The 26,289-nt window shown below is 41.4% G+C and carries 34 protein-coding genes; 25 read left to right on the top strand and 9 right to left on the bottom strand.

All coding sequences use genetic code 11. From position 1 onward, the window contains the following. Positions 1-46 precede the first annotated feature (46 nt). The 5 genes from EFK13_RS09825 (at position 47) to EFK13_RS09845 (ending at position 4,477) form a co-directional block, all read left to right on the top strand. Positions 47-853 (top strand): hypothetical protein, encoded by an 807-nt coding sequence (locus EFK13_RS09825; RefSeq protein ID WP_129505586.1) that lies wholly within the window; start codon positions 47-49, stop codon positions 851-853. A 4-nt stretch (positions 854-857) separates the two neighbouring features. Beyond that, entirely contained in the window at positions 858-1,478 is a 621-nt protein-coding gene (locus EFK13_RS09830; protein ID WP_129505817.1) for a DUF4166 domain-containing protein, read from the top strand. Then, positions 1,472-3,115 carry a YndJ family protein gene (locus EFK13_RS09835; RefSeq protein WP_129505585.1) on the top strand — a complete coding sequence of 548 codons (1,644 nt, stop codon included), beginning with the start codon at positions 1,472-1,474 and terminating at the stop codon, positions 3,113-3,115. Before EFK13_RS09830 ends, EFK13_RS09835 begins: the two co-directional genes overlap by 7 nt. A gap of 72 nt (positions 3,116-3,187) precedes the next feature. Next, positions 3,188-3,490 carry a hypothetical protein gene (locus EFK13_RS09840; protein WP_129505584.1) on the top strand — a complete coding sequence of 101 codons (303 nt, stop codon included), beginning with the start codon at positions 3,188-3,190 and terminating at the stop codon, positions 3,488-3,490. A 228-nt stretch (positions 3,491-3,718) separates the two neighbouring features. After that, entirely contained in the window at positions 3,719-4,477 is a 759-nt protein-coding gene (locus tag EFK13_RS09845; RefSeq protein ID WP_129505583.1) for a poly-gamma-glutamate hydrolase family protein, read from the top strand. A 25-nt stretch (positions 4,478-4,502) separates the two neighbouring features. Here the strand turns inward: EFK13_RS09845 and EFK13_RS09850 are convergent, their stop codons facing one another. Then, complete coding sequence (locus tag EFK13_RS09850) at positions 4,503-4,955, bottom strand: YndM family protein (protein ID WP_103747202.1); 453 nt, start codon at positions 4,953-4,955, stop codon at positions 4,503-4,505. Positions 4,956-5,169: 214 nt separating this feature from the next. Here EFK13_RS09850 and fosB point away from each other — a divergent pair, with 214 nt between their 5' ends. Continuing rightward, the gene (gene fosB / locus EFK13_RS09855; protein WP_129505582.1) at positions 5,170-5,592 is read left to right on the top strand and encodes a metallothiol transferase FosB; all 423 of its coding nucleotides are present in this window, start codon (positions 5,170-5,172) and stop codon (positions 5,590-5,592) included. Between the two features lie 472 nt (positions 5,593-6,064). Here the strand turns inward: fosB and lexA are convergent, their stop codons facing one another. Further along, entirely contained in the window at positions 6,065-6,682 is a 618-nt protein-coding gene (lexA, locus tag EFK13_RS09860) for a transcriptional repressor LexA (RefSeq protein WP_129505581.1), read from the bottom strand. A gap of 148 nt (positions 6,683-6,830) precedes the next feature. Here lexA and yneA point away from each other — a divergent pair, with 148 nt between their 5' ends. The 6 genes from yneA (at position 6,831) to EFK13_RS09890 (ending at position 11,190) form a co-directional block, all read left to right on the top strand. Then, positions 6,831-7,148: a cell division suppressor protein YneA gene (gene yneA, locus EFK13_RS09865; protein ID WP_129505580.1), complete on the top strand. Its 318-nt coding sequence runs from the start codon at positions 6,831-6,833 to the stop codon at positions 7,146-7,148. A gap of 18 nt (positions 7,149-7,166) precedes the next feature. Further along, entirely contained in the window at positions 7,167-7,817 is a 651-nt protein-coding gene (locus tag EFK13_RS09870) for a YneB family resolvase-like protein (RefSeq protein ID WP_129505579.1), read from the top strand. A 62-nt stretch (positions 7,818-7,879) separates the two neighbouring features. Beyond that, entirely contained in the window at positions 7,880-8,113 is a 234-nt protein-coding gene (locus EFK13_RS09875) for a DUF896 domain-containing protein (RefSeq protein ID WP_129505578.1), read from the top strand. Between the two features lie 168 nt (positions 8,114-8,281). Next, positions 8,282-10,285 carry a transketolase gene (gene tkt / locus EFK13_RS09880; protein ID WP_129505577.1) on the top strand — a complete coding sequence of 668 codons (2,004 nt, stop codon included), beginning with the start codon at positions 8,282-8,284 and terminating at the stop codon, positions 10,283-10,285. A 154-nt stretch (positions 10,286-10,439) separates the two neighbouring features. Next, positions 10,440-10,886, top strand: a complete 447-nt coding sequence (gene sirA / locus EFK13_RS09885) for a sporulation inhibitor of replication protein SirA (RefSeq protein ID WP_129505576.1) — start codon at positions 10,440-10,442, stop codon at positions 10,884-10,886. Positions 10,887-10,971: 85 nt separating this feature from the next. After that, a complete protein-coding gene (locus EFK13_RS09890) occupies positions 10,972-11,190 on the top strand; it encodes a YneF family protein (protein WP_003221221.1) in 219 nt (72 codons plus the stop codon). Positions 11,191-11,263: 73 nt separating this feature from the next. Here the strand turns inward: EFK13_RS09890 and ynzD are convergent, their stop codons facing one another. Beyond that, entirely contained in the window at positions 11,264-11,437 is a 174-nt protein-coding gene (gene ynzD, locus EFK13_RS09895) for an aspartyl-phosphate phosphatase YnzD (protein WP_024121579.1), read from the bottom strand. 219 nt (positions 11,438-11,656) lie between these two features. On the opposite strand from ynzD, the gene ccdA reads away from it, so the two are divergent. The 3 genes from ccdA to EFK13_RS09910 all read left to right on the top strand — a co-directional run bounded on the left by ccdA (position 11,657) and on the right by EFK13_RS09910 (position 13,385). Further along, the gene (gene ccdA / locus EFK13_RS09900; RefSeq protein ID WP_129505575.1) at positions 11,657-12,364 is read left to right on the top strand and encodes a cytochrome c-type biogenesis protein CcdA; all 708 of its coding nucleotides are present in this window, start codon (positions 11,657-11,659) and stop codon (positions 12,362-12,364) included. 88 nt (positions 12,365-12,452) lie between these two features. After that, positions 12,453-12,815 (top strand): response regulator, encoded by a 363-nt coding sequence (locus EFK13_RS09905; protein ID WP_064814112.1) that lies wholly within the window; start codon positions 12,453-12,455, stop codon positions 12,813-12,815. Between the two features lie 78 nt (positions 12,816-12,893). Beyond that, positions 12,894-13,385, top strand: a complete 492-nt coding sequence (locus EFK13_RS09910; protein ID WP_080474684.1) for a CcdC family protein — start codon at positions 12,894-12,896, stop codon at positions 13,383-13,385. A gap of 30 nt (positions 13,386-13,415) precedes the next feature. On the opposite strand, the gene yneK is transcribed toward EFK13_RS09910, so the two are convergent. The 4 genes from yneK to sspO form a co-directional block, all read right to left on the bottom strand. Then, on the bottom strand, positions 13,416-13,844 hold the full coding sequence (yneK, locus tag EFK13_RS09915; protein WP_129505574.1) for a DynA interaction protein YneK: 429 nt from the start codon (positions 13,842-13,844) through the stop codon (positions 13,416-13,418). A gap of 232 nt (positions 13,845-14,076) precedes the next feature. Continuing rightward, the gene (cotM, locus tag EFK13_RS09920; RefSeq protein WP_129505573.1) at positions 14,077-14,469 is read right to left on the bottom strand and encodes an outer spore coat protein CotM; all 393 of its coding nucleotides are present in this window, start codon (positions 14,467-14,469) and stop codon (positions 14,077-14,079) included. An 80-nt stretch (positions 14,470-14,549) separates the two neighbouring features. Next, a complete protein-coding gene (locus EFK13_RS09925; protein WP_003221237.1) occupies positions 14,550-14,696 on the bottom strand; it encodes a small acid-soluble spore protein P in 147 nt (48 codons plus the stop codon). A gap of 31 nt (positions 14,697-14,727) precedes the next feature. Then, positions 14,728-14,874: a small acid-soluble spore protein SspO gene (gene sspO / locus EFK13_RS09930; RefSeq protein ID WP_003221239.1), complete on the bottom strand. Its 147-nt coding sequence runs from the start codon at positions 14,872-14,874 to the stop codon at positions 14,728-14,730. 226 nt (positions 14,875-15,100) lie between these two features. Here sspO and acnA point away from each other — a divergent pair, with 226 nt between their 5' ends. The 7 genes from acnA (at position 15,101) to EFK13_RS09965 (ending at position 19,933) form a co-directional block, all read left to right on the top strand. Beyond that, entirely contained in the window at positions 15,101-17,830 is a 2,730-nt protein-coding gene (gene acnA, locus EFK13_RS09935; protein ID WP_129505572.1) for an aconitate hydratase AcnA, read from the top strand. A gap of 71 nt (positions 17,831-17,901) precedes the next feature. Next, positions 17,902-18,414, top strand: coding sequence for a redoxin domain-containing protein (locus tag EFK13_RS09940; protein ID WP_129505571.1), 513 nt, complete (start codon positions 17,902-17,904; stop codon positions 18,412-18,414). Positions 18,415-18,493: 79 nt separating this feature from the next. Beyond that, positions 18,494-18,619, top strand: a complete 126-nt coding sequence (locus EFK13_RS09945) for an FbpB family small basic protein (protein WP_003244964.1) — start codon at positions 18,494-18,496, stop codon at positions 18,617-18,619. 64 nt (positions 18,620-18,683) lie between these two features. Beyond that, positions 18,684-18,830 (top strand): acid-soluble spore protein SspN, encoded by a 147-nt coding sequence (gene sspN, locus EFK13_RS09950; RefSeq protein ID WP_003221249.1) that lies wholly within the window; start codon positions 18,684-18,686, stop codon positions 18,828-18,830. Positions 18,831-18,866: 36 nt separating this feature from the next. After that, entirely contained in the window at positions 18,867-19,118 is a 252-nt protein-coding gene (gene tlp, locus EFK13_RS09955) for a small acid-soluble spore protein Tlp (RefSeq protein WP_129505570.1), read from the top strand. An 83-nt stretch (positions 19,119-19,201) separates the two neighbouring features. Continuing rightward, complete coding sequence (locus EFK13_RS09960) at positions 19,202-19,618, top strand: YbgC/FadM family acyl-CoA thioesterase (RefSeq protein ID WP_129505569.1); 417 nt, start codon at positions 19,202-19,204, stop codon at positions 19,616-19,618. A 15-nt stretch (positions 19,619-19,633) separates the two neighbouring features. Continuing rightward, positions 19,634-19,933 (top strand): hypothetical protein, encoded by a 300-nt coding sequence (locus EFK13_RS09965; RefSeq protein WP_003221255.1) that lies wholly within the window; start codon positions 19,634-19,636, stop codon positions 19,931-19,933. A gap of 31 nt (positions 19,934-19,964) precedes the next feature. Here EFK13_RS09965 and EFK13_RS09970 read toward each other — a convergent pair whose 3' ends face one another. Together EFK13_RS09970 and plsY are read right to left on the bottom strand one after the other, a co-directional pair. Then, positions 19,965-20,252, bottom strand: coding sequence for a HesB/YadR/YfhF family protein (locus tag EFK13_RS09970; RefSeq protein ID WP_129505568.1), 288 nt, complete (start codon positions 20,250-20,252; stop codon positions 19,965-19,967). A gap of 87 nt (positions 20,253-20,339) precedes the next feature. Beyond that, positions 20,340-20,921 carry a glycerol-3-phosphate 1-O-acyltransferase PlsY gene (gene plsY / locus EFK13_RS09975; protein ID WP_129505567.1) on the bottom strand — a complete coding sequence of 194 codons (582 nt, stop codon included), beginning with the start codon at positions 20,919-20,921 and terminating at the stop codon, positions 20,340-20,342. Between the two features lie 169 nt (positions 20,922-21,090). Between plsY and EFK13_RS09980 the strand changes: the two genes are divergently transcribed. The 3 genes from EFK13_RS09980 to parC all read left to right on the top strand — a co-directional run bounded on the left by EFK13_RS09980 (position 21,091) and on the right by parC (position 26,284). Next, entirely contained in the window at positions 21,091-21,498 is a 408-nt protein-coding gene (locus tag EFK13_RS09980) for a CoA-binding protein (RefSeq protein WP_129505816.1), read from the top strand. Between the two features lie 394 nt (positions 21,499-21,892). Next, the gene (parE, locus tag EFK13_RS09985; protein ID WP_129505566.1) at positions 21,893-23,860 is read left to right on the top strand and encodes a DNA topoisomerase IV subunit B; all 1,968 of its coding nucleotides are present in this window, start codon (positions 21,893-21,895) and stop codon (positions 23,858-23,860) included. A 3-nt stretch (positions 23,861-23,863) separates the two neighbouring features. After that, complete coding sequence (parC, locus tag EFK13_RS09990; protein WP_129505565.1) at positions 23,864-26,284, top strand: DNA topoisomerase IV subunit A; 2,421 nt, start codon at positions 23,864-23,866, stop codon at positions 26,282-26,284. The last annotated feature ends 5 nt before the right edge of the window (positions 26,285-26,289 follow it).

Here is a 26,289-nt window from a genome sequence, read left to right on the forward strand (position 1 = left end):
AATATGCTAATATAGGAATGGCTTCAAATAGAAGGGAGGAGGGGCTGTGAGACAAAAACCGATTTATGTAGAAATTGAAATGAGTTCTGATCTGGATACGCTCTGGGAATATACACAAAACCCATCGCTGCATAAGGAATGGGACCTCCGGTTTTCAAATATCACGTACTTACATAGACAGCCATGTGAAAGACAGAAGTTTCTTTATGAAACAAGAATAGGCTTTGGATTAAAGATATCAGGTACGGGAGAAACAGTCGGTTTTTTCAATAAATGTTCATCTGAAAGAGTTTCCTCACTGGCTTTTGGCTCTGATCATCCGTTATCTCTGATTCAGCATGGCAGCGGGTACTGGAAGTATATCAAGCAAAACAACGGGAAAACGACGTTTTTAACACAGTACCAATACGAAACTGCATACGGACTGCCGGGAAGATGGATTGATCGTTTATTATTTCGGCCGCTGCTTGGCTGGGCGACCGCATGGAGCTTTGATGCATTAAGGCTTTGGATTGAGCAAAATAAACATCCGAAACACACAATTCGATCTGCTGTCGTCTATGTGCTAATGAGTCTGTTTTTCGGTCTGTTTTGGTTTTATCAAGGCTTTACAGGTTTTGAAACCAGCATTTTCGCAGGAACAGCGGAGATAGGATTGGGTATGTTATGGCTGCTTCCATTAAAGAGAAGATGGATTATTCATGCTGTCCAGACTTGTATCTTTGCTGGATTCGCTTTTCTGGGTTCCGAGATATTTTTATGGGTTCTGTTGAGTGTGTGTTCTTCGGCAAGCGGCGTTCTTAGTCTGCAGCTCCCCAGTGCACGGCACACAAAACGAAAGAGAAAGAAGTGACATTGTGAGCTCGATTTATGAAAAATCAATCAATAACTATCATTTGCTGCATCCCAAGCTCCGAAAACGGTATCAATTAGACGGATCTCATACATTCAGCGGGACAGGAACGATGTCAGAAATAAGCGGAGGCTCTTTTCTGGTTAGAATGCTGTTAAAGCTGGGTGTTTTCTTCAGGTGTTTCTTTTCAGAAAGAGGCAAAGACATCCCATTTACAATACAAAATAGAACTTGTCTTTTGAATCGGGAACATACCGGGATAGAATGGAATCGTACATTTTTCTTTCAAGGAAAAAAACGTTTTTTTGACGCGATAATGATATACGACGAAAAAGAAGATAGAATACTTGATTTCTTCGGCAAACCCCATCTTCTGCTGTCTGTTTTAGCGTTCGAGGCATCTCCTGACGGCTCTCTAACTATTAAATCGGGAAAGCAGTGGCTATTGATATGCGGAAAAAGAATACCGCTCCCAAAATGGCTGACCGGTACATCTGTTGTTTGCGAAACGTATGATGAAAGCAAGAACTGCTTCACCATTCAAGTGCATGTACAAAATACAATTCTCGGCACTCTTTTCTTTTATAAAGGAACGTTTCAGGAAGAAGAGAGAGAATCATGCTAAAACGAAATGGCCTGATCAGTGCGCTTTGCTTTATGGGATTTCTAGCAGCGGAAGCACCCCATATATCAGTGGCAGAGGCACTTGTTTTATTATCCATTCTTTTTTTCGTGCCAGAAATTTTTCCTTTTGTTTTTCATCAATCGCCGCTTCGGATGGCTCAATTTCTGGAATCAGGGTTCATCCAATGCTATCCGATCGCCGCTTTCTTTGCAGTACTGGCTCTTGTCACAGACATTGGAGGCTTCGCGCTGATCTGGTGGATGTACACCATTTTTATGGCGTTGTATGCGATCCTTCGCCTTTGGAAAACAAAGATACATCGAATCGAAGAGACATCAGTTTTGTTCGGGCTTATCTATTTGGCGGGAGGAGGGTTTTGGTTTTTTGCTTATGCTGCACATTTGCAAGTGATGCAATTTGGCCCTCTTATCATTTTGCTGACTGCTGTCCATTTTCACTATTCAGCTTTTCTGATCCCGATCTTTAACGGTTTGCTCGGAAGAATCATCAGAAAAAATCGGATATTGTACAGTTGGATAACAACGGTGATTTTGTTTTCGCCCCTGCTTATTGCGCTTGGGATCACATTTTCAAAAACACTTGATGTCATTGCGGTTGGCATCTATATGGCGGCGCTTTATCTTCAAGCATTTTTAGTGTTCACCACAGCTTTTCGCAGCAGGATGGGGAAATGTCTTATTCGGCTTTCCTCTGCCGTCCTCATGATAACGATCACTTTCTCGATGATTTATTCATTTGGTGTATTTCGGCAAGACGTTACACTGACCATCAATCAGATGATTTGGATTCACGGTTTTGTGAACGCGTTTTTTGTTGTATTGCCCGCTTTCATAGGATGGAGAATAGAAGATCCGAAGCCTTTTGATGCAGGCAGTGTAAAGACATTCAGCCGTATCTGCGGAAAAAGAAGGATTGGAAAAGACTTTTTAGCTACCATTCAAGCTGAAAGTACCGTTCAGTACAGGGGGCTTGTGGATGATATGGGAAGCCTTCGTTCAAAAGATTTTTCACCCGAAAAACTGGCACCGTTTATTCCATCGTTTTATGAACAAACCATTGATTATGATGTTAAAGCAAAAGTGACGTGGAGCACGTGGTTTCGGCCGCTTGCAATGGTTTACGAATGGTTCAGCAGAAGAACCGGCCAAATACATCTGTCGACGAGCCGTGACTGGTATAGGATGTACAGCACGATAAAGGGTGTTGATTCGAAAAAAGACGGAAGAAAAAAAGTGCGTGCCTGGATCAGAACAAATGAAAAAAACGAAACCATTTTTACCGCTCTATACTCAGTGTATCGTTCAAATGGAGAGGGCTATATGAACATTTCTCTGCCGCTTCCATTCAGCAGCATGACAGGCATTTTAAAGCCTTATCATCAGAAGAAGAAGTTGGTTTTGACAAGCAGGCGGAGAAAAAGCAGAGCCGGGGATGAGGGGATTTATCTGCAAACAAGAGCGGGAACTTTTCCGCTTCCTTTATCTGAAACTTTTCTGATAGAAGCTGCACTTGACAACAGGTTAACCGCTGTCCATCACATGTGGCTGTTTGGAATAAAATTTCTAACTGTTCATTACAGCATTACACATATTACCCGCTCAAATGAAAGAACCTAATACAAAGACGCGGCTTCGTCTGCCAGCTGTTTGATGATTACATTCCGATTCTCTGCCGGAAAGGAAGGATGAATGATGTTTTATATTAGTTGTCTTCTGATTCTTTGGCTGGCTGCGGGGTTTGCAGTGGGAATGAAACGAGTGTATATCGATCAGCTGTTTGATAAAGATGTGATCGAAAGACTGGAAAAAGAAGCGGGTGATCATAGGATGATCAAACAGCGTGCACTTTACATCACTGCAGTGACATTAAGCGGGTTTATTGCTGTTTATCATGAAGTTAAAACAATCCCGCAAAGGAGAAAAATAAGAAAAATTGAAAAAAACATCATGAAACTGAATAAAGCAAAAAAACGAAGAATGAAAAGGAAATAAAAATGCACAGGCCAACGGGCAGGTGCGTTTTTTTTCTTTTTTATATGGGAATGGGAAAAAGGTGGTGCCCATACTTTTGATAAATCTAAAAATGAGAAGAACAGCGCCCGGGCTAATGGTATATAATATTGTGAATTTAACAAAAATTTAACAAGGAGGACGAGAGAATTCGTGCTAAAGCCTCAAAGAAACCGACATCCTGTTTATTTGGACTTAGAGGCGGAGTAGATGAAACCGGCCAAAGTATCCCTGCTCCGCCGTTTGCTCCATTCCTTGAAGCATGTTGATTGTAACATAGCCAAACGTTTTCCATCAACTCTTAAAATTGTAAAATTATTGTTTATTTTTATGGTATTTACTCCGATTTCTTCAATATATGCTGAAGATGTATATCAGAATTTTGAAGAATTAAAAAACACTGAAGATCCTTCTGATTACGGCATTGTTACGAAAGAAACCGGCAGCCCGGTTCTAGTATTAGCCATTCACGGAGGAGGTATTGAAGGCGGGACAAGTGAAGTAGCGAGAGAACTCAGCAAAGAGTATTCGATGTATTTATTTGAAGGCTTACAATCGTCGGGAAACGCAGTGCTGCACATTACAAGCACGCATTTTGATGAGCCTCAGGCACTGAAAATGACGGGAAGTCATGAATATGTCATTTCATTGCATGGATATGCAGAAGAAGCTCAGCAGATCGAAGTCGGCGGTACAGATCGAGGAAGAGCGGCAGTTTTAGTTGAAAAACTGCAAAATGCCGGTTTTCCTGCTGTATTGCTCAGTACGGACCACCCCCGTGCGGGCGTAAGTCCAAATAACATCGCAAATCAATCAAAAACAGGTCTGAGCATCCAATTAGAAATGAGCACAGGTTTTAGAAAATCTTTGTTCGGCGTTTTTTCTTTAAAAAGCAGATCTGTTACTCAAAATGAGAGATTTTTTGATTTTACTGAAGTGATGTCCCGTTTTCTGAAAAGTAACTACTGAAAAATAGGGGGCAATAACCTGCCTCCTATTCCTCATGCTTCTCATTCGTAACGTCAGGAAACAGCTCGTCTGCGGCCTCTGTTTGATACTGCAGTGTGTTATCTCTGGCTGACAGTTCATTTCGGAAGGTTTCATCCAGCACATTTTTCAGCAAATACCGATGAAAAAAGTATTCAAAAACAGTAAGACAGGCAGCGGAAAGCAGAGCAGCAGCAAACGGCGGGAAATCATTTCTAGTTTGGGTTAAAACAAAGACCCAAAGAATAACGAATGAAAGTCCAAAGTCAGCCAATGAAGCTGTAATATTGTTTGTTCTCGGAAGGACGAGCATGTCTCCGGATAGATAGGACACAAAACCTAGAAAAAGTGCAATAAACATCACACTTAAAAAGGGCGCGTGATAGACTCTGTCCAAAATTACATATAAAAGGGCGAGAGTGAAAGCAATCTTTGAAGCAAGAGCAATGATATGTTTCATTTGACCACCTAAATTGTTATTTTTGAAGAAAACCATTGGCTGTAAACAAATTATAAACATAAGTAGTTCGAACCCATAAAAGGTCATCGCGTTACAGTCATTATTTTTAACAATCCGATTTTGTTTATACTGGTATTTTTCCTGGGGCTGCATGAAACCTTTTTGAAAAAAAAGCCGTACATATGGATGAACAGCTTTCGAGGAGGAATGATTTGTGGAGATAAAAGGAATCAATCACTTGTTATTTTCAGTTTCTCATCTGGATACATCGATTGATTTTTATCAAAAAGTGTTTGATGCCAGGCTGCTAGTAAGGGGGAAAACAACAGCATATTTTGATTTAAATGGCACCTGGCTTGCGCTTAATGAAGAACCTGATATTCCGAGAAATGACATTAAGGCGTCTTATACCCATATTGCTTTTACTATTGAAGATCAAGAGTTTGAGGAAATGTCAGCAAAATTAAAAAGACTTCATGTTCATATTCTGTCTGGCAGAGAACGAGATGAACGCGATCGAAAATCAATTTATTTTACCGACCCCGACGGCCATAAATTTGAATTTCATACCGGAACTCTTCAAGACCGGCTGCGTTATTATAAAGAGGAAAAAAAGCATATGAATTTTTATGATTGAAATGACTTCTTGATATTACACGTAACATATACATCAATCGCATGTAGGGTTTAAAAAAGGGGTGATTTGATTGAAAATAAAACTCCTGAGCTTAACAGCCGTTTTGATGTTTTTGTAGTAAATATTGAACTAGATAAACTATGTACTAAATTTTCATTATGTTCAGTCATTTCGCTCTTAAATAACCATGAAGCCGTATCATACCACGTCCCATAAATTGAAACGTTTTTTAAGAAGATAACGTCTAAAGTTTTTAAACAAACAACGTTCAAACAAAAGTTTCCTAAAGGAAAGAAAATTTCTTGACTTCAACAATCGTTTAGTGGATAATTATGGTGTAAACATGATGTTCTTTTTCCTCCTATTCAGGCTCGCACCCAAAAGTCAGGGCGGGCCTGCTTTTTTTTGTACAATAAACCCCCTCTCCGTAAAAGAAGAGGGGGTTATTTCATGCATCTGATAGATCAATAGGTTAATGGACGGTTCTGAACACGCCAATCACTTTCCCTAGAATGCTGACATTCTGCAAAATGATAGGTTCCATCGTTGGGTTTTCGGGCTGTAAGCGAATGTAAGTATCCTCTTTATAGAAACGTTTTACCGTAGCTTCATCATCTTCTGTCATCGCAACTACAATTTCCCCGTTGTTCGCTGTGTTTTGCTGTTTAACGATGACATAATCCTTATCGAGAATACCAGCGTCAATCATACTGTCTCCCATAATCTCCAGCATAAACACATGCTCGTCCGGTGGAACCATACGGTCAGGAAGCGGAAAATATTCTTCAATATTTTCTACTGCTGTAATAGGAGAACCCGCCGTGACTTTCCCGATGACCGGTACATTAACGACCTGGCTTTGCGGAATGTCTACTTCTTCATCAAGTATTTCTATTGCTCTAGGTTTTGTCGGATCCCGTCTGATCAGCCCTTTTGTTTCCAAACGGGCCAAATGGCCGTGGACAGTTGAGCTGGACGCAAGCCCGACAGCCTCTCCGATTTCTCTCACGGAAGGCGGATATCCTTTTGATTTAACCTCTGCTTTAATAAAACGCAGGATATCAAGTTGCCTTTTTGATAGCTTCGTCATTTTTCGCACCTCAAAACGTCGATTTTAAGAAGATTATAGCATGATTTTCCTCCCAGTACAAACATAGGTTCGAAAAAACAATTGACAGAAACGTTTGTTCGTATATACTGAAATTATAAAAAGCGAACAAACATTCCTGTCGGAGGTTATGATCATGAATAAAGAATCTATTATTTTTGTCGGTCTGTTCACAGTGATTTTGAGCGCGGTTATCCTATTGCTGTCATATACAAGCAGCGGCCAGGAGCTTAATCAATATGCTAAAATAGAAGTCCAGCAAGGCGACACACTATGGTCAATTGCTGATCAGGTTGCAGATACAAAAAAGATAAACAAAAGTGATTTTATTGAATGGGTAGCTGATAAAAATCATCTTCAGACATCTGATATCCAGCCGGGAGATGAGTTGGTGATTCCATTGAAAAAGAAGCATCAGGATGCATATGAATTGGCAACTGTAAGATAGAGAGGACAGATAGAAAAAATGAAAGCACTCATTTATGCCCGCGTAAGCACAAATAAAGAACAGCAAGAGACGTCATTAAAGCGGCAGGAAGAGGAGCTCACAGCGATTGCAGCGGAGAACGGCATGGAAGTCGTCAAAGTGATTTCTGAAAAAGCCAGTGGATATGAAATGGATCGGGATGGTGTATTTGAGCTGCTTGATGAGATCAAGAATGCTGAAATTGATGTCATTTTGGTTCAGGATGAGACAAGGCTCGGTCGGGGAAATGCAAAAATCGCATTGCTGCATTGTATTTACAGAGAAGGTGTGAAAGTTTATACAACGGCTCACAGAGGTGAATTGGAGTTATCGGAGGCTGACTCGATGGTGCTGGAGATCGTCAGCATTGTGGAAGAGTATCAGCGGAAAATTCACAACATGAAAATCAAGCGGGGAATGAAGCGTGCAGTAAAAAACGGTTTTAAACCGCAAAAAAACCTGAAAAACCAACATGAAAACAGCGGAAAAGAAAGAATAGAGGTCCCCATTTCAGAGATCGTCCGCCTAAGAGCGAATAAACTGACGTTCGCGGAAATTGCGGCCACGCTAAGAGGGTTTGGCTATGATGTGTCTAAAGCGACAGTCCATCGGCGGTATCAGGAATACATAGATGAAGAGACAGCCGAGTGAATCAGTTGTAAAACTCGTTTTGATCTAGTACTATATAGACAAAATGCATAAAGGAGTTTACCATGATTTCAAACGCAAAAATTGCCAGAATTAATGAACTTGCTGCCAAAGCTAAAGCTGGCGTTATGACAGAAGAAGAAAAAGCTGAACAGCAAAAGCTCCGTCAAGAGTACCTGAAAGGTTTTCGTTCTTCTATGAAAAACACGTTAAAAAGTGTAAAAATCATTGACCCAGAAGGAAATGACGTAACACCAGAAAAGCTAAAAAGAGAACAAAAAAATAACAAACTTCACTAATATAAGAGGAATACGGCAATATCGTATTCCTCTTTTGCATATACTATAAGCAAAACTCTTATGTGACAAAATTCAACAAGTTTCTCTCAAATTTAAGCTGAAACAGTTGAGAAAAAGTCGTCAGACATTTATGATGTAAGGGTACAACACATAAGGAAGGGGATTTTTATGGATACAATGGAAAAAAAATCAGTTGCTACCATTCGCACACTGTCAATAGACGCTATTGAAAAAGCAAATTCTGGTCACCCAGGGATGCCAATGGGGGCTGCTCCAATGGCATACACGCTCTGGACAAAATTTATGAACGTAAGTCCGGCAAACCCTGGCTGGTTTAACCGTGACCGTTTTGTTTTATCTGCTGGACACGGATCAGCACTTTTATACAGCATGCTTCATTTAAGCGGGTTTGATCTTAGCATTGAAGATCTTAAGGGATTCCGCCAATGGGGCAGCAAAACACCTGGACATCCGGAATTCGGACATACTGCCGGTGTAGATGCGACAACAGGTCCGCTCGGCCAAGGAATTGCCATGGCGGTCGGAATGGCTATCGCTGAACGCCATTTAGCGGAAACTTACAACCGCGATGCATTTAACGTAGTCGATCATTATACATACAGTATTTGCGGTGATGGTGACTTAATGGAAGGTATTTCTTCTGAAGCCGCTTCACTCGCAGGCCATCTTCAGCTTGGCCGCCTGATCGTATTATACGATTCTAACGACATCTCACTTGATGGAGATCTCGACCGTTCATTCTCTGAAAACGTGAAGCAGCGTTTTGAGGCAATGAATTGGGAAGTTCTTTATGTTGAGGATGGAAACAACATTGAAGAATTAACAGCGGCTATTGAAAAAGCACGCCAAAATGAAAAAAAACCTACATTAATTGAAGTGAAAACGACAATCGGATTTGGTTCACCTAACCGTGCCGGTACGTCCGGTGTACACGGTGCGCCGCTTGGTAAAGAGGAAAGCAAATTAACAAAAGAAGCTTACGCGTGGACGTATGAAGAAGATTTCTACGTTCCGTCAGAAGTATATGAGCATTTCGCAACAGCGGTTAAAGAATCGGGCGAGAAAAAGGAACAGGAATGGAATGCCCAATTTGATAAATATAAAGAAGTTTATCCTGAACTTGCTGAACAGCTTGAGCTGGCAATCAAAGGAGAGCTTCCGAAGGACTGGGATCAAGAAGTTCCTGTTTATGAAAAAGGAAGCAGCCTGGCATCTCGTGCATCTTCCGGTGAGGTTCTTAATGGACTTGCGAAAAAAATTCCTTTCTTTGTCGGAGGGTCTGCTGACTTAGCGGGATCAAACAAAACGACAATTAAAAATGCCGGTGATTTTACAGCGGTTGATTACTCAGGCAAAAACTTCTGGTTCGGTGTTCGTGAATTTGCGATGGGTGCAGCCTTAAACGGTATGGCGCTTCATGGCGGACTTCGTGTATTCGGCGGGACTTTCTTTGTCTTCTCTGATTACCTTCGTCCGGCGATTCGCCTTGCAGCGTTAATGGGTCTTCCTGTCACATATGTCTTCACACATGACAGTATTGCGGTAGGTGAAGACGGCCCGACACACGAGCCTGTTGAGCAGCTTGCTTCACTCCGTGCAATGCCTAATCTTTCCTTGATCCGTCCTGCAGACGGCAATGAGACAGCGGCAGCATGGAAGCTTGCAGTGCAAAGCACTGACCAGCCAACAGCACTAGTATTGACACGCCAAAACCTTCCTACGATCGACCAAACAGCTGAAGAAGCATTGGCAGGAGTAGAAAAGGGTGCATATGTTGTTTCTAAATCTAAAAACGAAACACCTGACGCTCTTCTCATCGCTTCAGGTTCAGAAGTAGGCCTTGCCGTTGAAGCGCAGGCTGAATTGGCAAAAGAAAATATCGATGTTTCTGTTGTCAGCATGCCTTCTATGGACCGTTTCGATAAACAATCTGATGAATACAAAAACACTGTCCTTCCTGCAGATGTGAAAAAACGTCTTGCGATTGAAATGGGCGCATCATTTGGATGGGGCAAATACACGGGACTTGAAGGAGACGTGCTCGGTATAGACAGATTTGGTGCATCTGCTCCTGGCGAAACCGTCATCAATGAATACGGCTTCTCAGTTCCAAACGTAGTGAACCGAGTGAAAGCATTACTCAATAAGTAAAAGTCTTTTCAAGAGGATGAGTCAAATCATCCTCTTTTTCTTGTTTATCCGACAAAAATAGTATTGGCTGTTTAACAGTAATAGACAATTCTTTCTTTTCTTCTTTTGTATAATAGAGAGCAAATGAGATGCTGCTGGAAAAGGGGATGAAAAGATGGAACGTCACTACTATACGTACCTGATAAAAGAGGAGTTTGCCAATCACTATTTCGGGCGGGAATCGGTTATGTTTGAGGTGTTTCAAGACTATCATTGGACAAGCCTGACAAAGCAGCAGTATGAAATGACAGAAAAACAGATTCAATATATTACACAGCCAATCCCGATTTTACATATGCATCAGCGGTTAAAAATGAATTTAAACAATGCGGATTACAGGCAGCTGGATTATATTTATAGATTAGCTTTGCCGAAAGCAAAAGGCCACGCGACGTTTATGATGAAGGAGAACCTGATAGAAATTGTGGCTTCGGGAGATTACGAGGCAGAAACGATTTTCTTTGAAGTGTTGAGAAAAGTAAGCCCTTGTTTTCTGGCAATGGATTTCAATTCGAAGCGATATGGATGGCTAAATCCGGTGAAAGAAAGAAATTTTGTCTAAAACCGAAGAAAAAGAGATGTAAATGTTGTATAATAGCTTTTGGTTTAGTACACTTTAAACTAGACAACATGAAGGAGGAAATAAAATGACTTTATGGGTTGGCATCCTAGTGGGCGTTGTTGCATTGCTCATAGGTGTTGCACTCGGGTTTTTTATTGCTCGTAAATATATGATGAGCTACCTTAAAAAGAATCCGCCTATTAATGAACAAATGTTACGCATGATGATGATGCAAATGGGAATGAAACCTTCTCAAAAGAAAATCAACCAAATGATGAAAGCCATGAATAATCAAACGAAATAATACGTAAAGATTATGATATAGAGAAACATGGTTATAAAATAAAAAACCCTTATACGGGTTTTTTATTTTGCAATTATTCATCACCCGCTACTGCTCGAAGGCGCTGCTTTTGATATTGTATGAGAAGATGGTCAAGCTCCTGACTGAGCTCTATCGTAATATGAGATGTCATTCCGTTCGCCATGACAATTTGCAGCAGCTCTGCTCTTTTTTTTTCAATTTCATTTAATAGATGCTCTCTAATCACAGGGAAGTATCCTTTCATACATTAGATCTTCAAATTGAATGTTTATATTATATCCATATTTATACTAATTTTCAAATGAGAAGGAGTACAATATCTCAATGTCAAATTAAATTATATAAGTTTTTTCTGAAAATAGAAATCCTTCAAGTGAAAGTGTTAAAAAAATGAAATGATTTTGTCATAACTTGAAGGAATGTCAAATCATGAAGGGATGATGACATGGGAGACATGAATTATTTTTTGACATTCGGAGCGGGATTTTTATCCTTTATTTCGCCTTGCTGCCTGCCGCTTTACCCTGCTTTTTTGTCTTATATTACAGGGGTCAGCATCGATGATGTGAAAACAGAAAAACTGCTGCTGCAAAAAAGAAGCTTGTTTCATACTTTGTGTTTCTTGCTTGGCTTTTCCATTATTTTTATCGCTTTAGGCTATGGAACATCTTTTATTGGCAGCTTGTTTAGAGATTATCACGATGCGATTCGGCAAATTGGAGCGCTGCTTATTATTTTGTTCGGTTTCATTACGCTTGGCGTGTTCCGGCCTGAGGCGATGATGAAAGAACGGAGAATCCATTTTAAGCATAAGCCAAGCGGGTTTTTAGGTTCTGTCTTAATCGGTATGGCGTTTGCGGCGGGATGGACGCCATGTACCGGTCCGATATTAGCTGCTGTTATCACACTTGCGGGCACAAATCCAGGCTCAGCGGTGCCATACATGATGTTATATGTACTCGGCTTTGCTGTTCCGTTTCTTTTATTGTCTTTCTTTATCACAAAGCTGAAGTGGATAAGAAAGAACCAGCTTTTGATTATGAAAGCAGGCGGCGTTTTGATGATAGTGATTGGTGTCCTGTTATTCTTTGATTGGATGAGCCTGATCATTATTTTGCTGTCTGATCTGTTTGGAGGATTTACCGGTTTTTGATAGAGAATTACTTTCGCACTACTACTAATCCCTTTGTTTTTGGTACAATAAGACTATTGTCTGTTGAAATCGATTTTTGGAGGGGAATATGACAAGAGTTTTAGTTGTAGACGACGCCAAGTTCATGAGAGTGAAAATCAGAGAGATCTTGGAAGAGGCAAATTACATCATTGCAGGCGAAGCGGCGGACGGTGAGCAAGCGGCAGACCTTTATAAAAAACTGCGGCCGGACATCGTGACAATGGATATTACAATGCCAGTGAAAAACGGCATTAAGGCACTTCGTGATATCTTAACCTTCGATCCTAAAGCGAAGGTCATCATGTGCACCGCTATGCGCCAGCAAAGAATTGTGGCTGAAGCGATTGAGCTGGGGGCAAAGGACTTTATTGTTAAGCCGTTTGAGGAAACAAAAGTGTTAGAAGCTGTTAGCCGCGTTATAGGAAATTAAAGTCATTTCTTTTGAAAATGGTTTTTTTTATTGTTTTGGAGTATAGTATATAGTATCAACACTCCTAGAAACAAAGGAATGATATGTATGATGATAATAGTTTCATCGATTATTGCTGTGTTAATGGCTGTAACTGTGATGGTGGTCAGAATAAAGTCCTCTGACAAGCCCGTTTCACCGAGAAAAATTATTCTTCCGCCGATTTTTATGAGTACGGGAGCGTTAATGTTTTTATTTCCGGTATTTTGGGTAACTGGTGCAGAGTTTTTAGAAGCAATCACTTTAGGCGTGATTTTCTCTATTTTTCTAATCAAAACTTCTAAGTTCGAAATTAAAAATAATGAAATCTATATGAAACGCTCTAAAGCTTTTGTATTTATATTAGTCGGTCTTTTAGTGATCAGAATCGTGATGAAATCGATCTTAAGCACATCAATTGACTATGGCGCACTGAGCGGAATGTTTTGGATTCTGGCTTTCGGTATGATAGTGCCGTGGAGAATCGCCATGTATTTATCATATCGTAAACTTCATAACGAGCTGCAGTCAGCTAATATTCAAATGAATTAAAAAACCTTTCCTTCTATCAGGAAAGGTTTTTTATTTGAGAAGGGTCTGATAAGGCTCGAGATCGATTTTTTTGTCTCTCAGATGCCTTTTTAAGAAGGTATGGTCTCTTTTAGGAGTTGCGAGAATATAGCCTTTGATCATAAGCTGCTGATCAATCTTAGATACCTTTTCTTTTAATGCGAGCTCACCGATTTTACCTGCGATTTTGGCTTTGGCTGCATCTCTGAACAGTTCCGGCACCGGCGATACCAATTCATTCAGAAATTCTTTGTTTTCATTGCTCCACAAATGCCTGCTGTTTTCGATATAGTAATCCTGCCAATCAAGTTCTGATCTGCCGTCTTCTTTTGGTAAACGCTTTAAAAACTTTCGGAACATAAAAAAACCGCCGATTGATAATAAGACAACCATCGTGATCACCCAAAACAGAATAAACCACAAAAACCAGCCTTCCAGCATCAATCATTCCCCCTTATTCTAACCATATTGTATACGAAGAGAGATTAGAAGAACACAGTAAAAAAGAATAGAAAAAAGTGATAGACGTCTAGTCAAAAGAAATAGTAGATCATATTCTATTGTATAGTGAATCTGCTATTTGGCCATGGGAGAGTCACTAGAGGGTATTTGACGATAAATGGACGGAAAAAAAAGTCACTTTCATAATAGGGGATGAAAGTGACTTTTTATATTAGCTGACAGGAAATTGAAGAGAAAAAGAAGAACCATCTTTTGTGTCTTTATTGACGGCAACTGTGAGTATTTGATTTTCGCATTCGGTTTGAATGCTTTTGTCATTAAGAGTAAAGGGGAGCATCATTTGTTTTTCAAAAGTCTGCCCTGACGATTTGACTGTTAAGATGAACTCACATCCAGACAGGGTAACCGTTACTTGTGACGGCTGTAAAATAGTCAGATCCGCTTCAATAATATACTGCTGACTTGTTTCATATAAATCAATAGGCAATGTTTCGTCATACCAGGCGAAAGGGTCTTCAAAAAATTGCCGAAGCCATTCATCCATACTATCGAAATCATTAGCATCATCACGTTTTGAATGGGTCATGGAAGCATTCCTCCACATATCAACCTTGCTTTACATCATATGCGAAGGACCAGAAATGGGTGAACGCATAAAAAAACAGACACTAAGGTCTGCTTTTCTTACATATCATGGCTTGAATTATGCTTCTGTCTTGTATGGTTTCGGTTCTTCACTTTTTTGCTTCCGCTGAGAGGCTCCGGCTGACCCGGATTATGTCCTTTAGGGGCGTTTTTATGCATATCTTTACTTGTATTTTTATTGGTCATAAAATGAGAACCTCCTTAAAAGAGTCCGGTGTTATTGATTGGTTTTTCTTTTTTTATTATTTTGGCGTTCCGCTTCAGTTAGTACAAGCTGGTCGTTTTCGACGTAGCCGGCGCCTTTGCCTTGGCTTTTTGCGTCATTCATTCCGTTAATGACGTGATTCGCTTTTCTTTTGACCATCATTATCACCTCAATCATAATATGGCTTCTTTTGCTGCGTTATATGAGAGAGTATAAACAGCAATAATTACCGGTATATTTGTCTGATAAGCCGAACTTATTGTATTTAATAAAAACATTGATATTTACTTATGTATGATTTTGTTTTAATATGAAATTGTGAGAAAATTGTGATGGAATTTACGTTCATCTGAGAATGATCTGATCTGAAGGGGGATTTTGGAGAATGGCAAACGAGCAAAAAACTGCAGCAAAAGACGTTTTCCAAGCGAGAAAAACGTTTACTACAAATGGGAAAACATATCATTACTACTCTTTAAAAGCGTTAGAAGATTCAGGTATTGGGAAGGTTTCGAAGCTTCCTTATTCCATCAAGGTTCTTTTAGAATCAGTATTGCGTCAAGTCGACGGATTTGTCATCAAAAAAGAACACGTGGAAAATTTGGCAAAGTGGGGAACTGCCGAATTAAAGGAAATCGACGTTCCGTTCAAACCGTCTCGTGTTATTTTACAAGACTTCACTGGGGTTCCGGCAGTGGTAGACCTTGCTTCATTGCGTAAAGCGATGGCAGCTGTCGGCGGAGATCCTGATAAAATTAACCCTGAAATTCCTGTTGATCTTGTTATCGACCACTCTGTACAGGTTGATAAAGCGGGCACAGAAGATGCGTTAGCTATCAATATGGACTTGGAATTCGAAAGAAATGCAGAGCGCTATAAATTTTTAAGCTGGGCAAAGAAAGCGTTTAATAACTATCAGGCAGTGCCTCCTGCAACAGGTATCGTGCATCAGGTAAACCTTGAGTTCCTGGCAAGTGTCGTCCATGCCATTGAAGAAGACGGCGAGCTTGTAACGTATCCTGATACGCTTGTCGGAACAGACTCACATACAACAATGATTAACGGTATCGGTGTTCTCGGCTGGGGTGTCGGCGGAATTGAAGCTGAAGCGGGAATGCTTGGACAGCCTTCTTACTTCCCGGTTCCAGAGGTAATCGGCGCGAAACTTGTCGGCAAGCTTCCAAACGGAACAACAGCCACTGACTTGGCGTTAAAAGTGACACAAGTGCTGCGTGAAAAAGGCGTTGTCGGCAAATTTGTTGAATTCTTCGGACCGGGAGTTGCTGAACTGCCGCTCGCAGACCGCGCAACAATTGCGAACATGGCTCCGGAATACGGCGCTACATGCGGATTCTTCCCAGTTGATGAAGAAGCGCTCAACTACCTGCGCTTGACAGGCCGTGATCCTGAACATATTGATGTTGTTGAAGCGTACTGCAGAAGCAATGGATTGTTCTATACTCCTGATGTGGAAGACCCTCAATTTACAGATGTGGTTGAAATTGACCTGTCTCAAATTGAAGCAAACTTATCAGGTCCAAAACGCCCTCAGGATTTAATTCCGCTTTCTGCTATGCAGGAAACGTTTAAAAAGCATTTAGTCAGCCCTGCGGGTAACCAAGGGTTCGGTTTAAATGCTGAAGAAGAAGAAAAAGAAATTAAGTTTAAACTCCTTAACGGCGAAGAAACAGTTATGAAAACGGGTGCGATCGCCATTGCCGCGATTACAAGCTGTACGAATACATCTAACCCGTACGTTCTGATCGGCGCGGGACTAGTAGCGAAAAAAGCGGTTGAGTTAGGCCTTAAAGTGCCTAATTACGTAAAAACGTCTCTTGCACCGGGTTCTAAAGTCGTTACAGGTTATCTTGTGAATTCAGGCCTTCTTCCATACATGAAAGAGCTTGGTTTTAACCTCGTTGGGTACGGTTGTACAACATGTATCGGTAACTCAGGTCCGCTTTCACCAGAAATCGAAGAAGCGGTTGCGAAAAATGATCTTTTGATTACGTCTGTCCTTTCCGGAAACCGTAACTTTGAAGGACGTATTCACCCGCTTGTTAAAGGCAACTATCTTGCTTCTCCGCCGCTTGTTGTGGCATATGCGCTGGCTGGAACGGTGAACATTAACCTGAAAACCGATCCGATCGGTGTGGGCAAAGATGGTCAAAACGTATACTTTAACGATATTTGGCCGTCAATGGACGAAATCAATTCACTTGTTAAGCAAACTGTTACACCTGAGCTCTTCCGCAAAGAGTATGAAACAGTATTTGATGACAACAAGCGCTGGAACGAGATTGAAACAACAGATGAAGCGTTATATAAATGGGATAACGAGTCAACTTACATCCAAAACCCGCCATTCTTCGAAGAAATGTCTGTTGAACCTGGAAAGGTTGAGCCATTAAAAGGTTTGCGTGTTGTCGGTAAGTTTGGCGATTCAGTCACAACAGACCATATTTCTCCTGCGGGGGCAATCGGAAAAGACACGCCTGCCGGAAAGTACTTGCAAGAGAAAGGTGTTTCTCCTCGTGACTTTAACTCCTATGGTTCCCGCCGCGGAAACCATGAAGTTATGATGAGAGGAACATTTGCAAACATCCGCATCAAAAACCAAATCGCGCCGGGTACAGAAGGCGGATTTACAACGTACTGGCCGACTGGTGAAGTAACATCGATCTATGATGCATGCATGAGATACAAAGAAGATAAAACCGGTCTTGTCGTATTAGCTGGAAAAGATTACGGTATGGGATCTTCACGTGACTGGGCGGCAAAAGGAACAAACCTTCTTGGCATCAGAACGGTAATTGCTGAAAGCTTTGAAAGAATTCACAGAAGCAACCTTGTCTTCATGGGTGTACTGCCCCTTCAATTTAAACAAGGTGAAAATGCTGAAACACTCGGCTTAACGGGTAAAGAAGTCATCGAGGTTGATGTTGATGAAACAGTCCGCCCTCGTGACCTTGTCACAGTAAGAGCCATCAATGAAGACGGTAATGTAACAACATTTGAAGCAGTTGTCCGCTTTGATAGCGAAGTCGAAATTGATTACTACCGTCATGGCGGCATCCTGCAAATGGTACTTCGTGAAAAAATGAAACAGTCCTGATGAATCAATAGGAAGAGAAGGCATTTCGCTTTCTCTTCTTTTTATGACAAAGTGTGCTGCGGAGGTGGCATATGCTGAAAAAATGGCTTGCGGGGATCGTGCTTATCATACTTGCCGGCTATATGGGATGGAATTTGTATCAAACATACAGTAAAAAAGAAGTTGGAATTGAAGAGGGACAGCAAGCACCTGATTTTTCTTTGAAAACGTTATCAGGGAAGGAACGCTCCTTACAGGACTCAAAAGGAAAAAAAGTCTTGCTCAATTTTTGGGCAACTTGGTGTAAGCCGTGCCGTCAGGAAATGCCAGCGATGGAACAGCTGCAAAAAGAGCACCCAGATAAACTTGCGGTTGTAGCGGTAAATTTCACTTCAGCTGAGAAAAACGAGAAACAGGTTCGGGCGTTTGCTGATGCGTATGATTTAACGTTTCCCATTCTGATTGATAAAAAAGGGATTAATGCTGACTATAACGTGATGTCATATCCAACGACGTATATCTTAGATGAAAAAGGCGTTATTCAAGACATACACATTGGCACTATGACAAAAAAAGAAATGGAACAAAAACTGGATCTTGATTAGGTTCAGTTTTTTTATGTTCAGATATGCTTACAAGTTTTCAGAATTGGAAAAAATAAAAGAACATGCGGAGGTGAGAAGAGTGAAGAAGATGAGAAAGCGTTCTTTTCATGAGCTGGTCATGGAAAACAAAAAAGAGCTGATGACCAATACGGAGTATTTAAATCAGCTTGAGGAAAAACTTGAACAGCGGTTTAAGCAAAAATAACCTTTAATTTGTATTCATGTTTACCCCTCCTTTTGAGAATCCTATCTGTTGAGGAGGGATAAACATGGGAAACAACAAGAAAAACGGTCAGCCTCAATATGCTCCAAGCCACTTGGGTACGAAGCCTGTAAAATATAAAGCCAATAAAGGGGAAAAAATGCATGATACGTCCGGACAGCAGCCGATTATCATGCAGACAAAAGGCGAGTAGCGTCGAATCAAGTTTATTTCTAGGAGGTACAACCGAATGACAAACAACCAAAACCAATACCAGCAGCCTAAACCTGATGATCGTTCCGATAACGTAGAAAAATTACAGGATATGGTTCAAAATACAATTGAAAATATAGAAGAAGCGGAAGCGTCAATGGAGTTTGCTTCAGGAGAAGATAAACAGCGCATCAAAGAAAAAAATGCAAGACGCGAACAGAGTATTGAAGCGTTTCGTAATGAAATTCAAGATGAATCCGCAGCGAGAGAAAACGGATACCGTTCATAAAAACCAGGGAAACCTGGTTTTTTTCTTTCTGATTTGATTATGGTAAAATGGGGCTAAATCGACGTTAAGGGAGCAGAGTAATTTTGCATGTATCAAAAAAAGAAATAGAAGTGCGTTATGCAGAAACAGATCAAATGGGGATTGTCTATCACGCGAATTATCTTGTGTGGATGGAGGTCGGCAGAACGGCTCTCATTAAGGACTTAGGCTTTTTATACAGTGATATGGAAAAGAAAGGCGTCTTGTCTCCGGTTGTTGATATCAATATTTCTTATAAAAAGCCGCTTCATTATGGAGAAATCGCGATTGTGCACACATGGATAGAGGAATACAACGGTTTTAAAACCGTCTATGGCTATCACATTTATAATCCGGCCGGCGAGCTCTCTATTGAAGCCACCTCATCTCATATTTGTGTGGATAAAGAAAGCTTTAAGCCTATTCAGTTCCGCAAAGCTTTCCCTGATTGGCACGCAGCATATGAAAAGGCCAGAAAATAGGGAAGTGAACGAGATATGGCGTTTGGTGTGAAACGTGAGGAACTCAATCGGTGGAAACAAGCAGTGAAAAGAGGAGAAATCGCTTTTTTAACACATTATTGGCTGGATGACCGGTTTCCGGAAGCAAAGACTGTAACAAAAGCAGGCTGTGCAGATATTGATAAACTGATTCAATGGGGAGCGGCGTACGGTTTAAAAAAAGAATGGATACATAAAAAAAGTGAATTTCCTCACTTCGATTTGCTGGGTGAGACACAAAAGTATATTTTGGAACAAGAAAATCTGACAGATCATCTTATAAGGTTTCATCTATAAAAAAAGAACGCACATGATGTGCGTTCTTTTTTTATTGGTATTCGAAAACTGGTTCATCAGCGTCCGCTGAAAAGCTGACTAGCAGGTCGTGGTTATCAAAGTACCACAGATCACTTTCTTCAATAAAGAAGGTGATGCCGCCGGCTTCTGCAGTGACTCCAGCCTCTTGTGGGGCATCTTTCGCCACACCGAGGGAAAATCCCTTTTGAACGTTGCTGCATCCGCCATAGCGGACGAAAAAGCGAACCTGGTCTCCGCTTTCTAAATCGAGCTCTTCTTTATACCAGTTCAATGCGTCTTCGTTAATTGTCATATTCATAACAGAACACCCCTTTGTTCTTCATTTGAATTTTCTCTATTATAAACGAATTAGGCTATTCTATGTCAAAAGAGAAGGTTTTTACGTTTATAACCATTTTACTTTAGGTTCTGTTTTATTGATAATTCGTTTAATGTTCGCCCGGTGTCTGTATATCACAAAAATAGTGAGCAAGGTAACGACAATCAATAAATACTTATCATGAACAAAGAGACTATATATCACAGTGTAGATCCCTGTTAACATTGATGACAGAGAAACAAATTTAGTCAAGTATAAAAAGATGAAAAATACCGCGATCATCGTGATAAATAACAATGGTGCATAAAATAGCAAGACGCCTCCGGACGTTGCCACGGCTTTGCCGCCTTTAAATTTGGCGAAGACGGGAAACACATGGCCTAAAACCGCAAAGACTCCTGCAAGAAGCGGGTGAATATCAACATGCATGAGAAAAGGCAATGCAGTTGCCAGCGTCCCTTTCAAAATATCTCCGGCTATCACGATCGAACCAGCTTTTACGCCAAGCGTACGGAATGCGTTGGTAGCGCCTAAGTTGCCGCTTCCGTGCTCTCGAATATCAATTCCCTTGGCGAGCTTGCCCACAATTAAGCCAGATGGAATGCTGCCTATCAAGTAGGCCAAAAAAATCAATAAAGCAATTAACATCTACATTTCTCCTTTTTCAAAGTACCTTCTTTCTATTTTAACATGAGATGTCATGATCTGATGATAAGTTTTTTTGTAAAGTTTACTTACAAATCCAATCAAACATGCATCATATTTTGATTTCATCTATTTTGATCGTGTAAAATAGATGAAAAAGGAGTGTTACATGATGCAAAACCCTTCCAAAGCGGAAATTAAAGAGATTCTTGATAAAAGCAAACGAATCGCGGTAGTCGGGCTTTCAGACCGGCCAGATAGAACGTCGTACATGGTTTCCAAAGCGATGCAGGATGCTGGTTATGACATCATTCCCGTCAATCCTACAATTGATGAGGCACTTGGTGTCAAAGCAGTTTCTTCTTTACAAGAGATTGACGGTCCGATTGACATCGTCAATGTATTCCGGCGCTCAGAACAGCTGCCAGGCGTGGCGGAAGAGTTTTTAAAGACAGATGCTCCAGTATTTTGGGCACAGCAAGGGCTTGCAAATGAAGAAGCCTATCAGATGCTAAAGGAAAAAGGCAGAACGGTGATCATGGATCTGTGCATAAAAGTGGCGCACGCTGTAACAAAATAGGTGCAGAACTGCAAAAATCCTTGTGAATTCAAGGATTTTTGCTTTTTAATTTTAAGATATTGTTTGCGTATTACGGTGAAACAGATACAATAAAGCTTGAACAGCTTTTTTTGAATACCTTGTCTAACTGGGTTTCGGCCGTTCGATTTGCGAAGGTCTGCTGCTTTATATATAATAAACAAACATACGTTCTCATAGTGCGAAAACAGCACTTGCCGATGTTTTGCGAACTGATTCGTTCGCTCTATGTTGTGATTGCAAACATATTGGTTATAATGAGGAGTCCAAGGCAGTACCGGCTCGAGGCGAGGTTTATAAAAAATATTTTATACAATTGATACGCAACACTGAAAAAGAGAAAGACAATGTTTGTTTTTGAAAGGGGTTTGTACGTTTGGCTAGAAAACAGCAATTTGATTACAACGAGGATGCCATACAGGTGCTCGAAGGCCTTGAGGCCGTCAGGAAAAGGCCGGGTATGTATATTGGTTCTACTGACGCACGGGGCTTGCACCACTTGGTTTATGAAATCGTAGATAACTCTGTCGACGAGGTGCTTGCCGGCCATGGAGATCACATAATCGTCAAAATACATAAAGACAACAGTATTTCTGTACAGGATAGAGGCCGCGGCATGCCGACCGGAATGCATAAGCTTGGCAAACCAACCCCTGAAGTGATTTTAACGGTGCTTCATGCCGGAGGAAAGTTCGGGCAAGGCGGTTATAAGACAAGCGGAGGGCTGCACGGAGTTGGTGCATCAGTCGTGAATGCTTTATCTGAATGGCTGACGGTTACCATTGAACGTGACGGTTTCGTCTATCAGCAGCGATTTGAAAATGGAGGAAAACCAGTTACATCTCTTGAAAAGATCGGCAAAACAAAAAAGACGGGAACGCTAACGCACTTTAAGCCAGATCCTACGATGTTCAGCACAACGACTTATAATTTTGAAACGCTTTCTGAGCGCTTAAGAGAATCAGCGTTTTTGTTAAAAGGATTAAAAATTGAGCTGGTTGACGAACGCAATGACCAGCGTGAGGTTTTTTATTATGAGAACGGCATAGAAGCGTTTGTCGCTTACTTAAATGAGGAAAAAGACGTCTTGTCTGAAGTGGTCTCGTTTGAGGGTGAGCATCATTCCATAGAAGTGGATTTTGCGTTCCAGTTTAACGACGGCTATTCAGAAAACATTTTATCGTTTGTTAACAACGTTAGAACAAAAGACGGCGGGACTCATGAGTCAGGTGCAAAAACAGCGATGACACGCGCTTTTAATGAATATGCGCGAAAAGTGGCTTTGCTGAAAGAAAAGGATAAAAACCTGGAAGGCACCGATATAAGGGAAGGTCTTTCAGCCATTATTTCCGTCAGGATTCCTGAGGAGCTTCTTCAATTTGAAGGACAAACAAAAGGAAAGCTCGGCACCAGTGAAGCGAGATCAGCAGTCGACGCGATTGTTTCAGAGCAGCTTGCATACTTTTTAGAGGAAAACCGAGATACCGCAACGTTACTTGTTAAAAAAGCAATCAAAGCGAGCCAGGCGCGCGAAGCGGCACGCAAAGCCCGTGAAGAAGCAAGAAGCGGCAAAAAACGAAAAAAATCAGAAGCGACATTAAGCGGGAAGCTGACACCCGCGGGTTCGAGAAACCCGGCAAAAAATGAATTATATCTCGTTGAGGGAGATTCAGCAGGCGGTTCAGCCAAGCAGGGAAGAGACCGCAGATTCCAAGCGGTTCTGCCTTTACGCGGTAAGGTCATTAATACGGAAAAAGCTAAGCTTGCGGATATCTTTAAAAATGAAGAGATCAATACGATCATTCATGCGATCGGCGGCGGGGTCGGAGCTGATTTTTCAATCGAGGATATCAACTACGACAAAATCATCATTATGACCGATGCCGATACAGACGGCGCTCATATTCAAGTGCTGCTTCTGACCTTTTTCTATCGCTATATGAAGCCGCTCATTGAGCATGGCAAGGTGTTCATTGCGCTGCCTCCTTTATATAAGGTCAGCAAAGGAAGCGGGAAAAAGGAAATCATTGAATACGCATGGTCTGACGAAGAGATGGATGATGTCCTGAAAAAAGTCGGCAAAGGCTATACCATTCAGCGATACAAGGGTCTTGGAGAGATGAACGCAGACCAGCTGTGGGAAACGACAATGAATCCGGAGTCCCGCACGCTTGTAAGAGTCAAAATCGACGATGCGGCACGTGTAGAGAGACGTGTGACGACGTTAATGGGAGACAAAGTAGAACCGCGCAGAAAGTGGATTGAGAAAAACGTCGCTTTCGGCTTAGATGAAGAAAGCAATATTTTAGAAAATGAAAACTTATCGGTCGCTGAGGAGGTTTAATGATTGTCACAGCCAGAATTATTTCATGATTTACCATTAGAAGAGGTGATCGGCGACCGTTTTGGACGCTATAGTAAATATATTATTCAAGACAGGGCGCTTCCTGATGCGAGAGACGGCTTAAAGCCGGTACAGCGCAGAATTTTGTATGCGATGCATACAGATGGAAACACGTTTGATAAAAACTTCAGAAAAGCGGCCAAAACGGTCGGTAACGTCATCGGTAATTATCATCCGCACGGTGACAGTTCGGTTTATGAAGCAATGGTGCGGATGAGCCAGGATTGGAAAGTGCGTAATGTGTTAATCGAAATGCACGGGAACAACGGAAGCATCGACGGAGATCCCCCGGCAGCCATGCGTTATACAGAAGCGAGATTGTCTCCGATCGCATCTGAGCTTCTGCGGGATATTGACAAAAATACGGTTGAATTTGTGCCGAACTTTGATGATACAAGCAAGGAGCCTGTCGTGCTTCCGGCGATGTTTCCTAACTTATTGGTCAACGGATCTACCGGGATATCAGCAGGATACGCGACCGACATTCCCCCTCATCATCTTGGGGAAGTCATTGATGCTGTCATTAAACGCATTCAAATGCCATCTTGCTCTGTTGATGAACTGATGGAAGTCATAAAAGGGCCTGATTTTCCGACAGGCGGTATTATTCAGGGCGTTGACGGCATAAAAAAAGCTTACGAAACCGGAAAAGGAAAAATCATTATCCGCGGAAAAGCTGAAATTGAAGGAATCAGAGGCGGCCGTGAACAAATTGTCATTACGGAAATTCCGTTTGAAGTAAACAAAGCCAACCTTGTGAAAAAAATGGACGAGTACCGCATTGATAAAAAGGTTGAAGGCATCTCAGAGGTTCGCGATGAAACGGACCGAACAGGGCTGAGAGTGGTCATTGAACTGAAAAAAGAAGCGGATGCAAAAGGCATTTTGAATTTCTTATATAAAAACACCGATTTGCAAGTCACATATAACTTTAATATGGTGGCTATCCATAACCGCCGCCCAATGCTGATGAGCCTGCCGTCCATTTTGGATGCGTATATCGGCCACCAAAAGGAAGTCGTCACAAACAGGTCCGTTTATGAGCTTCAAAAAGCAAAAGACAGACATCACATCGTAGAAGGCCTCATGAAAGCTTTGTCGATTTTGGATGAAGTCATTGCAACGATCCGTTCTTCAAGCGATAAGCGTGACGCTAAAAACAACTTGATAGCGAAATATGACTTTACAGAGCCTCAGGCCGAAGCCATCGTATCATTGCAGCTATATCGTTTAACCAATACAGATATCACAGCGCTTAAGGAAGAGGCAGAAGAGCTTGGCAAAAAGATTGAAGAGCTCGAATCCATTCTGAGCAATGATAAAAAGCTGTTGAAAGTGATCACAAACAGCTTGAAAGCACTGAAAAAGAAATATGCAGACGCTAGACGATCCGTAATTGAAGAAAAAATTGAGGAAATTAAAATCAACCTTGAAGTCATGGTTGCGTCTGAGGATGTATATGTGACCGTTACGAAGGATGGTTACCTAAAACGGACGAGCCAGCGTTCATTTGCCGCTTCTAATGGCCAGGATTTCGGCATGAAAGATACGGATAGGATGCTGCATCAGTTTGAAATGAATACGACGGATGTGCTGCTGCTCTTTACGAACAAAGGAAGCTACATCTATTGTCCGGTTCACCAGCTGCCTGATATCAGATGGAAGGACATGGGCCAGCATTTTTCTAATATCATCACCATTGACCGGGATGAAACGATTGTAAAGGCCATACCGATAAAAGAATTTGATCCGTCGGCATATCTTTTGTTCTTTACGAAAAATGGAATGGTGAAAAAGACAGAGCTCACTCATTATAAAGCACAGCGTTATTCTAAAGCGCTTGTGGCGTTAAACCTGAAGGGTGAAGACGAACTGATTGATGTACATGTAACAAATGGGGAAAGCCAGATCTTTATCGCTACTCATTTAGGGTACGGCTTATGGTTTGGAGAAGACGAAGTAAATATAGTTGGCGCGCGTGCCGCTGGTGTAAAAGGAATTAACTTGAAAGAAGATGACTTTGTTGTCTCAGGGGACATCCTTCAACAATCTGATTCAATTGTATTGTTCACACAGCGGGGAGCGGTGAAACGCATGAGTCTTTCCGAGTTTGAAAAAACATCCCGTGCAAAACGCGGTGTTGTGATGCTAAGGGAATTGAAGAAGAATCCTCACCGTGTCGTCGGCCTGTTCGCATGCGGTCTAGAACAGCGGCTTATGGCGGAAACAGAAAAGGGCGACAGAAAAGAACTGCAGGCGAAAGACTTGCGGACAAACGACAGATACAGCAATGGCTCTTTCTTTATTGATGAAGAGGAATCAGGCAAGGTCACAGCTGTCTGGCGCGTTCATACAGAACAATAATAAAA

The sequence above is a fragment of the Bacillus cabrialesii genome (assembly GCF_004124315.2).
Lineage (GTDB): Bacteria > Bacillota > Bacilli > Bacillales > Bacillaceae > Bacillus > Bacillus cabrialesii.

Bases quoted from the DNA above. Each gene is read 5' to 3' on its own strand.
- EFK13_RS09835 (WP_129505585.1), top strand. From the start codon at position 1,472: ATGCTAAAACGAAATGGCCTGATCAGTGCGCTTTGCTTTATGGGATTT.
- EFK13_RS09840 (WP_129505584.1), top strand. From the start codon at position 3,188: ATGATGTTTTATATTAGTTGTCTTCTGATTCTTTGGCTGGCTGCGGGG.
- EFK13_RS09845 (WP_129505583.1), top strand. From the start codon at position 3,719: ATGAAACCGGCCAAAGTATCCCTGCTCCGCCGTTTGCTCCATTCCTTG.
- EFK13_RS09850 (WP_103747202.1), bottom strand. From the start codon at position 4,955: ATGAAACATATCATTGCTCTTGCTTCAAAGATTGCTTTCACTCTCGCC.
- lexA (WP_129505581.1), bottom strand. From the start codon at position 6,682: ATGACGAAGCTATCAAAAAGGCAACTTGATATCCTGCGTTTTATTAAA.
- yneA (WP_129505580.1), top strand. From the start codon at position 6,831: ATGATCATGAATAAAGAATCTATTATTTTTGTCGGTCTGTTCACAGTG.
- EFK13_RS09870 (WP_129505579.1), top strand. From the start codon at position 7,167: ATGAAAGCACTCATTTATGCCCGCGTAAGCACAAATAAAGAACAGCAA.
- EFK13_RS09875 (WP_129505578.1), top strand. From the start codon at position 7,880: ATGATTTCAAACGCAAAAATTGCCAGAATTAATGAACTTGCTGCCAAA.
- tkt (WP_129505577.1), top strand. From the start codon at position 8,282: ATGGATACAATGGAAAAAAAATCAGTTGCTACCATTCGCACACTGTCA.
- sirA (WP_129505576.1), top strand. From the start codon at position 10,440: ATGGAACGTCACTACTATACGTACCTGATAAAAGAGGAGTTTGCCAAT.
- EFK13_RS09890 (WP_003221221.1), top strand. From the start codon at position 10,972: ATGACTTTATGGGTTGGCATCCTAGTGGGCGTTGTTGCATTGCTCATA.
- ccdA (WP_129505575.1), top strand. From the start codon at position 11,657: ATGGGAGACATGAATTATTTTTTGACATTCGGAGCGGGATTTTTATCC.
- EFK13_RS09905 (WP_064814112.1), top strand. From the start codon at position 12,453: ATGACAAGAGTTTTAGTTGTAGACGACGCCAAGTTCATGAGAGTGAAA.
- EFK13_RS09910 (WP_080474684.1), top strand. From the start codon at position 12,894: ATGATATGTATGATGATAATAGTTTCATCGATTATTGCTGTGTTAATG.
- yneK (WP_129505574.1), bottom strand. From the start codon at position 13,844: ATGCTGGAAGGCTGGTTTTTGTGGTTTATTCTGTTTTGGGTGATCACG.
- cotM (WP_129505573.1), bottom strand. From the start codon at position 14,469: ATGTGGAGGAATGCTTCCATGACCCATTCAAAACGTGATGATGCTAAT.
- EFK13_RS09925 (WP_003221237.1), bottom strand. From the start codon at position 14,696: ATGACCAATAAAAATACAAGTAAAGATATGCATAAAAACGCCCCTAAA.
- sspO (WP_003221239.1), bottom strand. From the start codon at position 14,874: ATGGTCAAAAGAAAAGCGAATCACGTCATTAACGGAATGAATGACGCA.
- acnA (WP_129505572.1), top strand. From the start codon at position 15,101: ATGGCAAACGAGCAAAAAACTGCAGCAAAAGACGTTTTCCAAGCGAGA.
- EFK13_RS09940 (WP_129505571.1), top strand. From the start codon at position 17,902: ATGCTGAAAAAATGGCTTGCGGGGATCGTGCTTATCATACTTGCCGGC.
- sspN (WP_003221249.1), top strand. From the start codon at position 18,684: ATGGGAAACAACAAGAAAAACGGTCAGCCTCAATATGCTCCAAGCCAC.
- tlp (WP_129505570.1), top strand. From the start codon at position 18,867: ATGACAAACAACCAAAACCAATACCAGCAGCCTAAACCTGATGATCGT.
- EFK13_RS09965 (WP_003221255.1), top strand. From the start codon at position 19,634: ATGGCGTTTGGTGTGAAACGTGAGGAACTCAATCGGTGGAAACAAGCA.
- EFK13_RS09970 (WP_129505568.1), bottom strand. From the start codon at position 20,252: ATGAATATGACAATTAACGAAGACGCATTGAACTGGTATAAAGAAGAG.
- plsY (WP_129505567.1), bottom strand. From the start codon at position 20,921: ATGTTAATTGCTTTATTGATTTTTTTGGCCTACTTGATAGGCAGCATT.
- EFK13_RS09980 (WP_129505816.1), top strand. From the start codon at position 21,091: ATGCAAAACCCTTCCAAAGCGGAAATTAAAGAGATTCTTGATAAAAGC.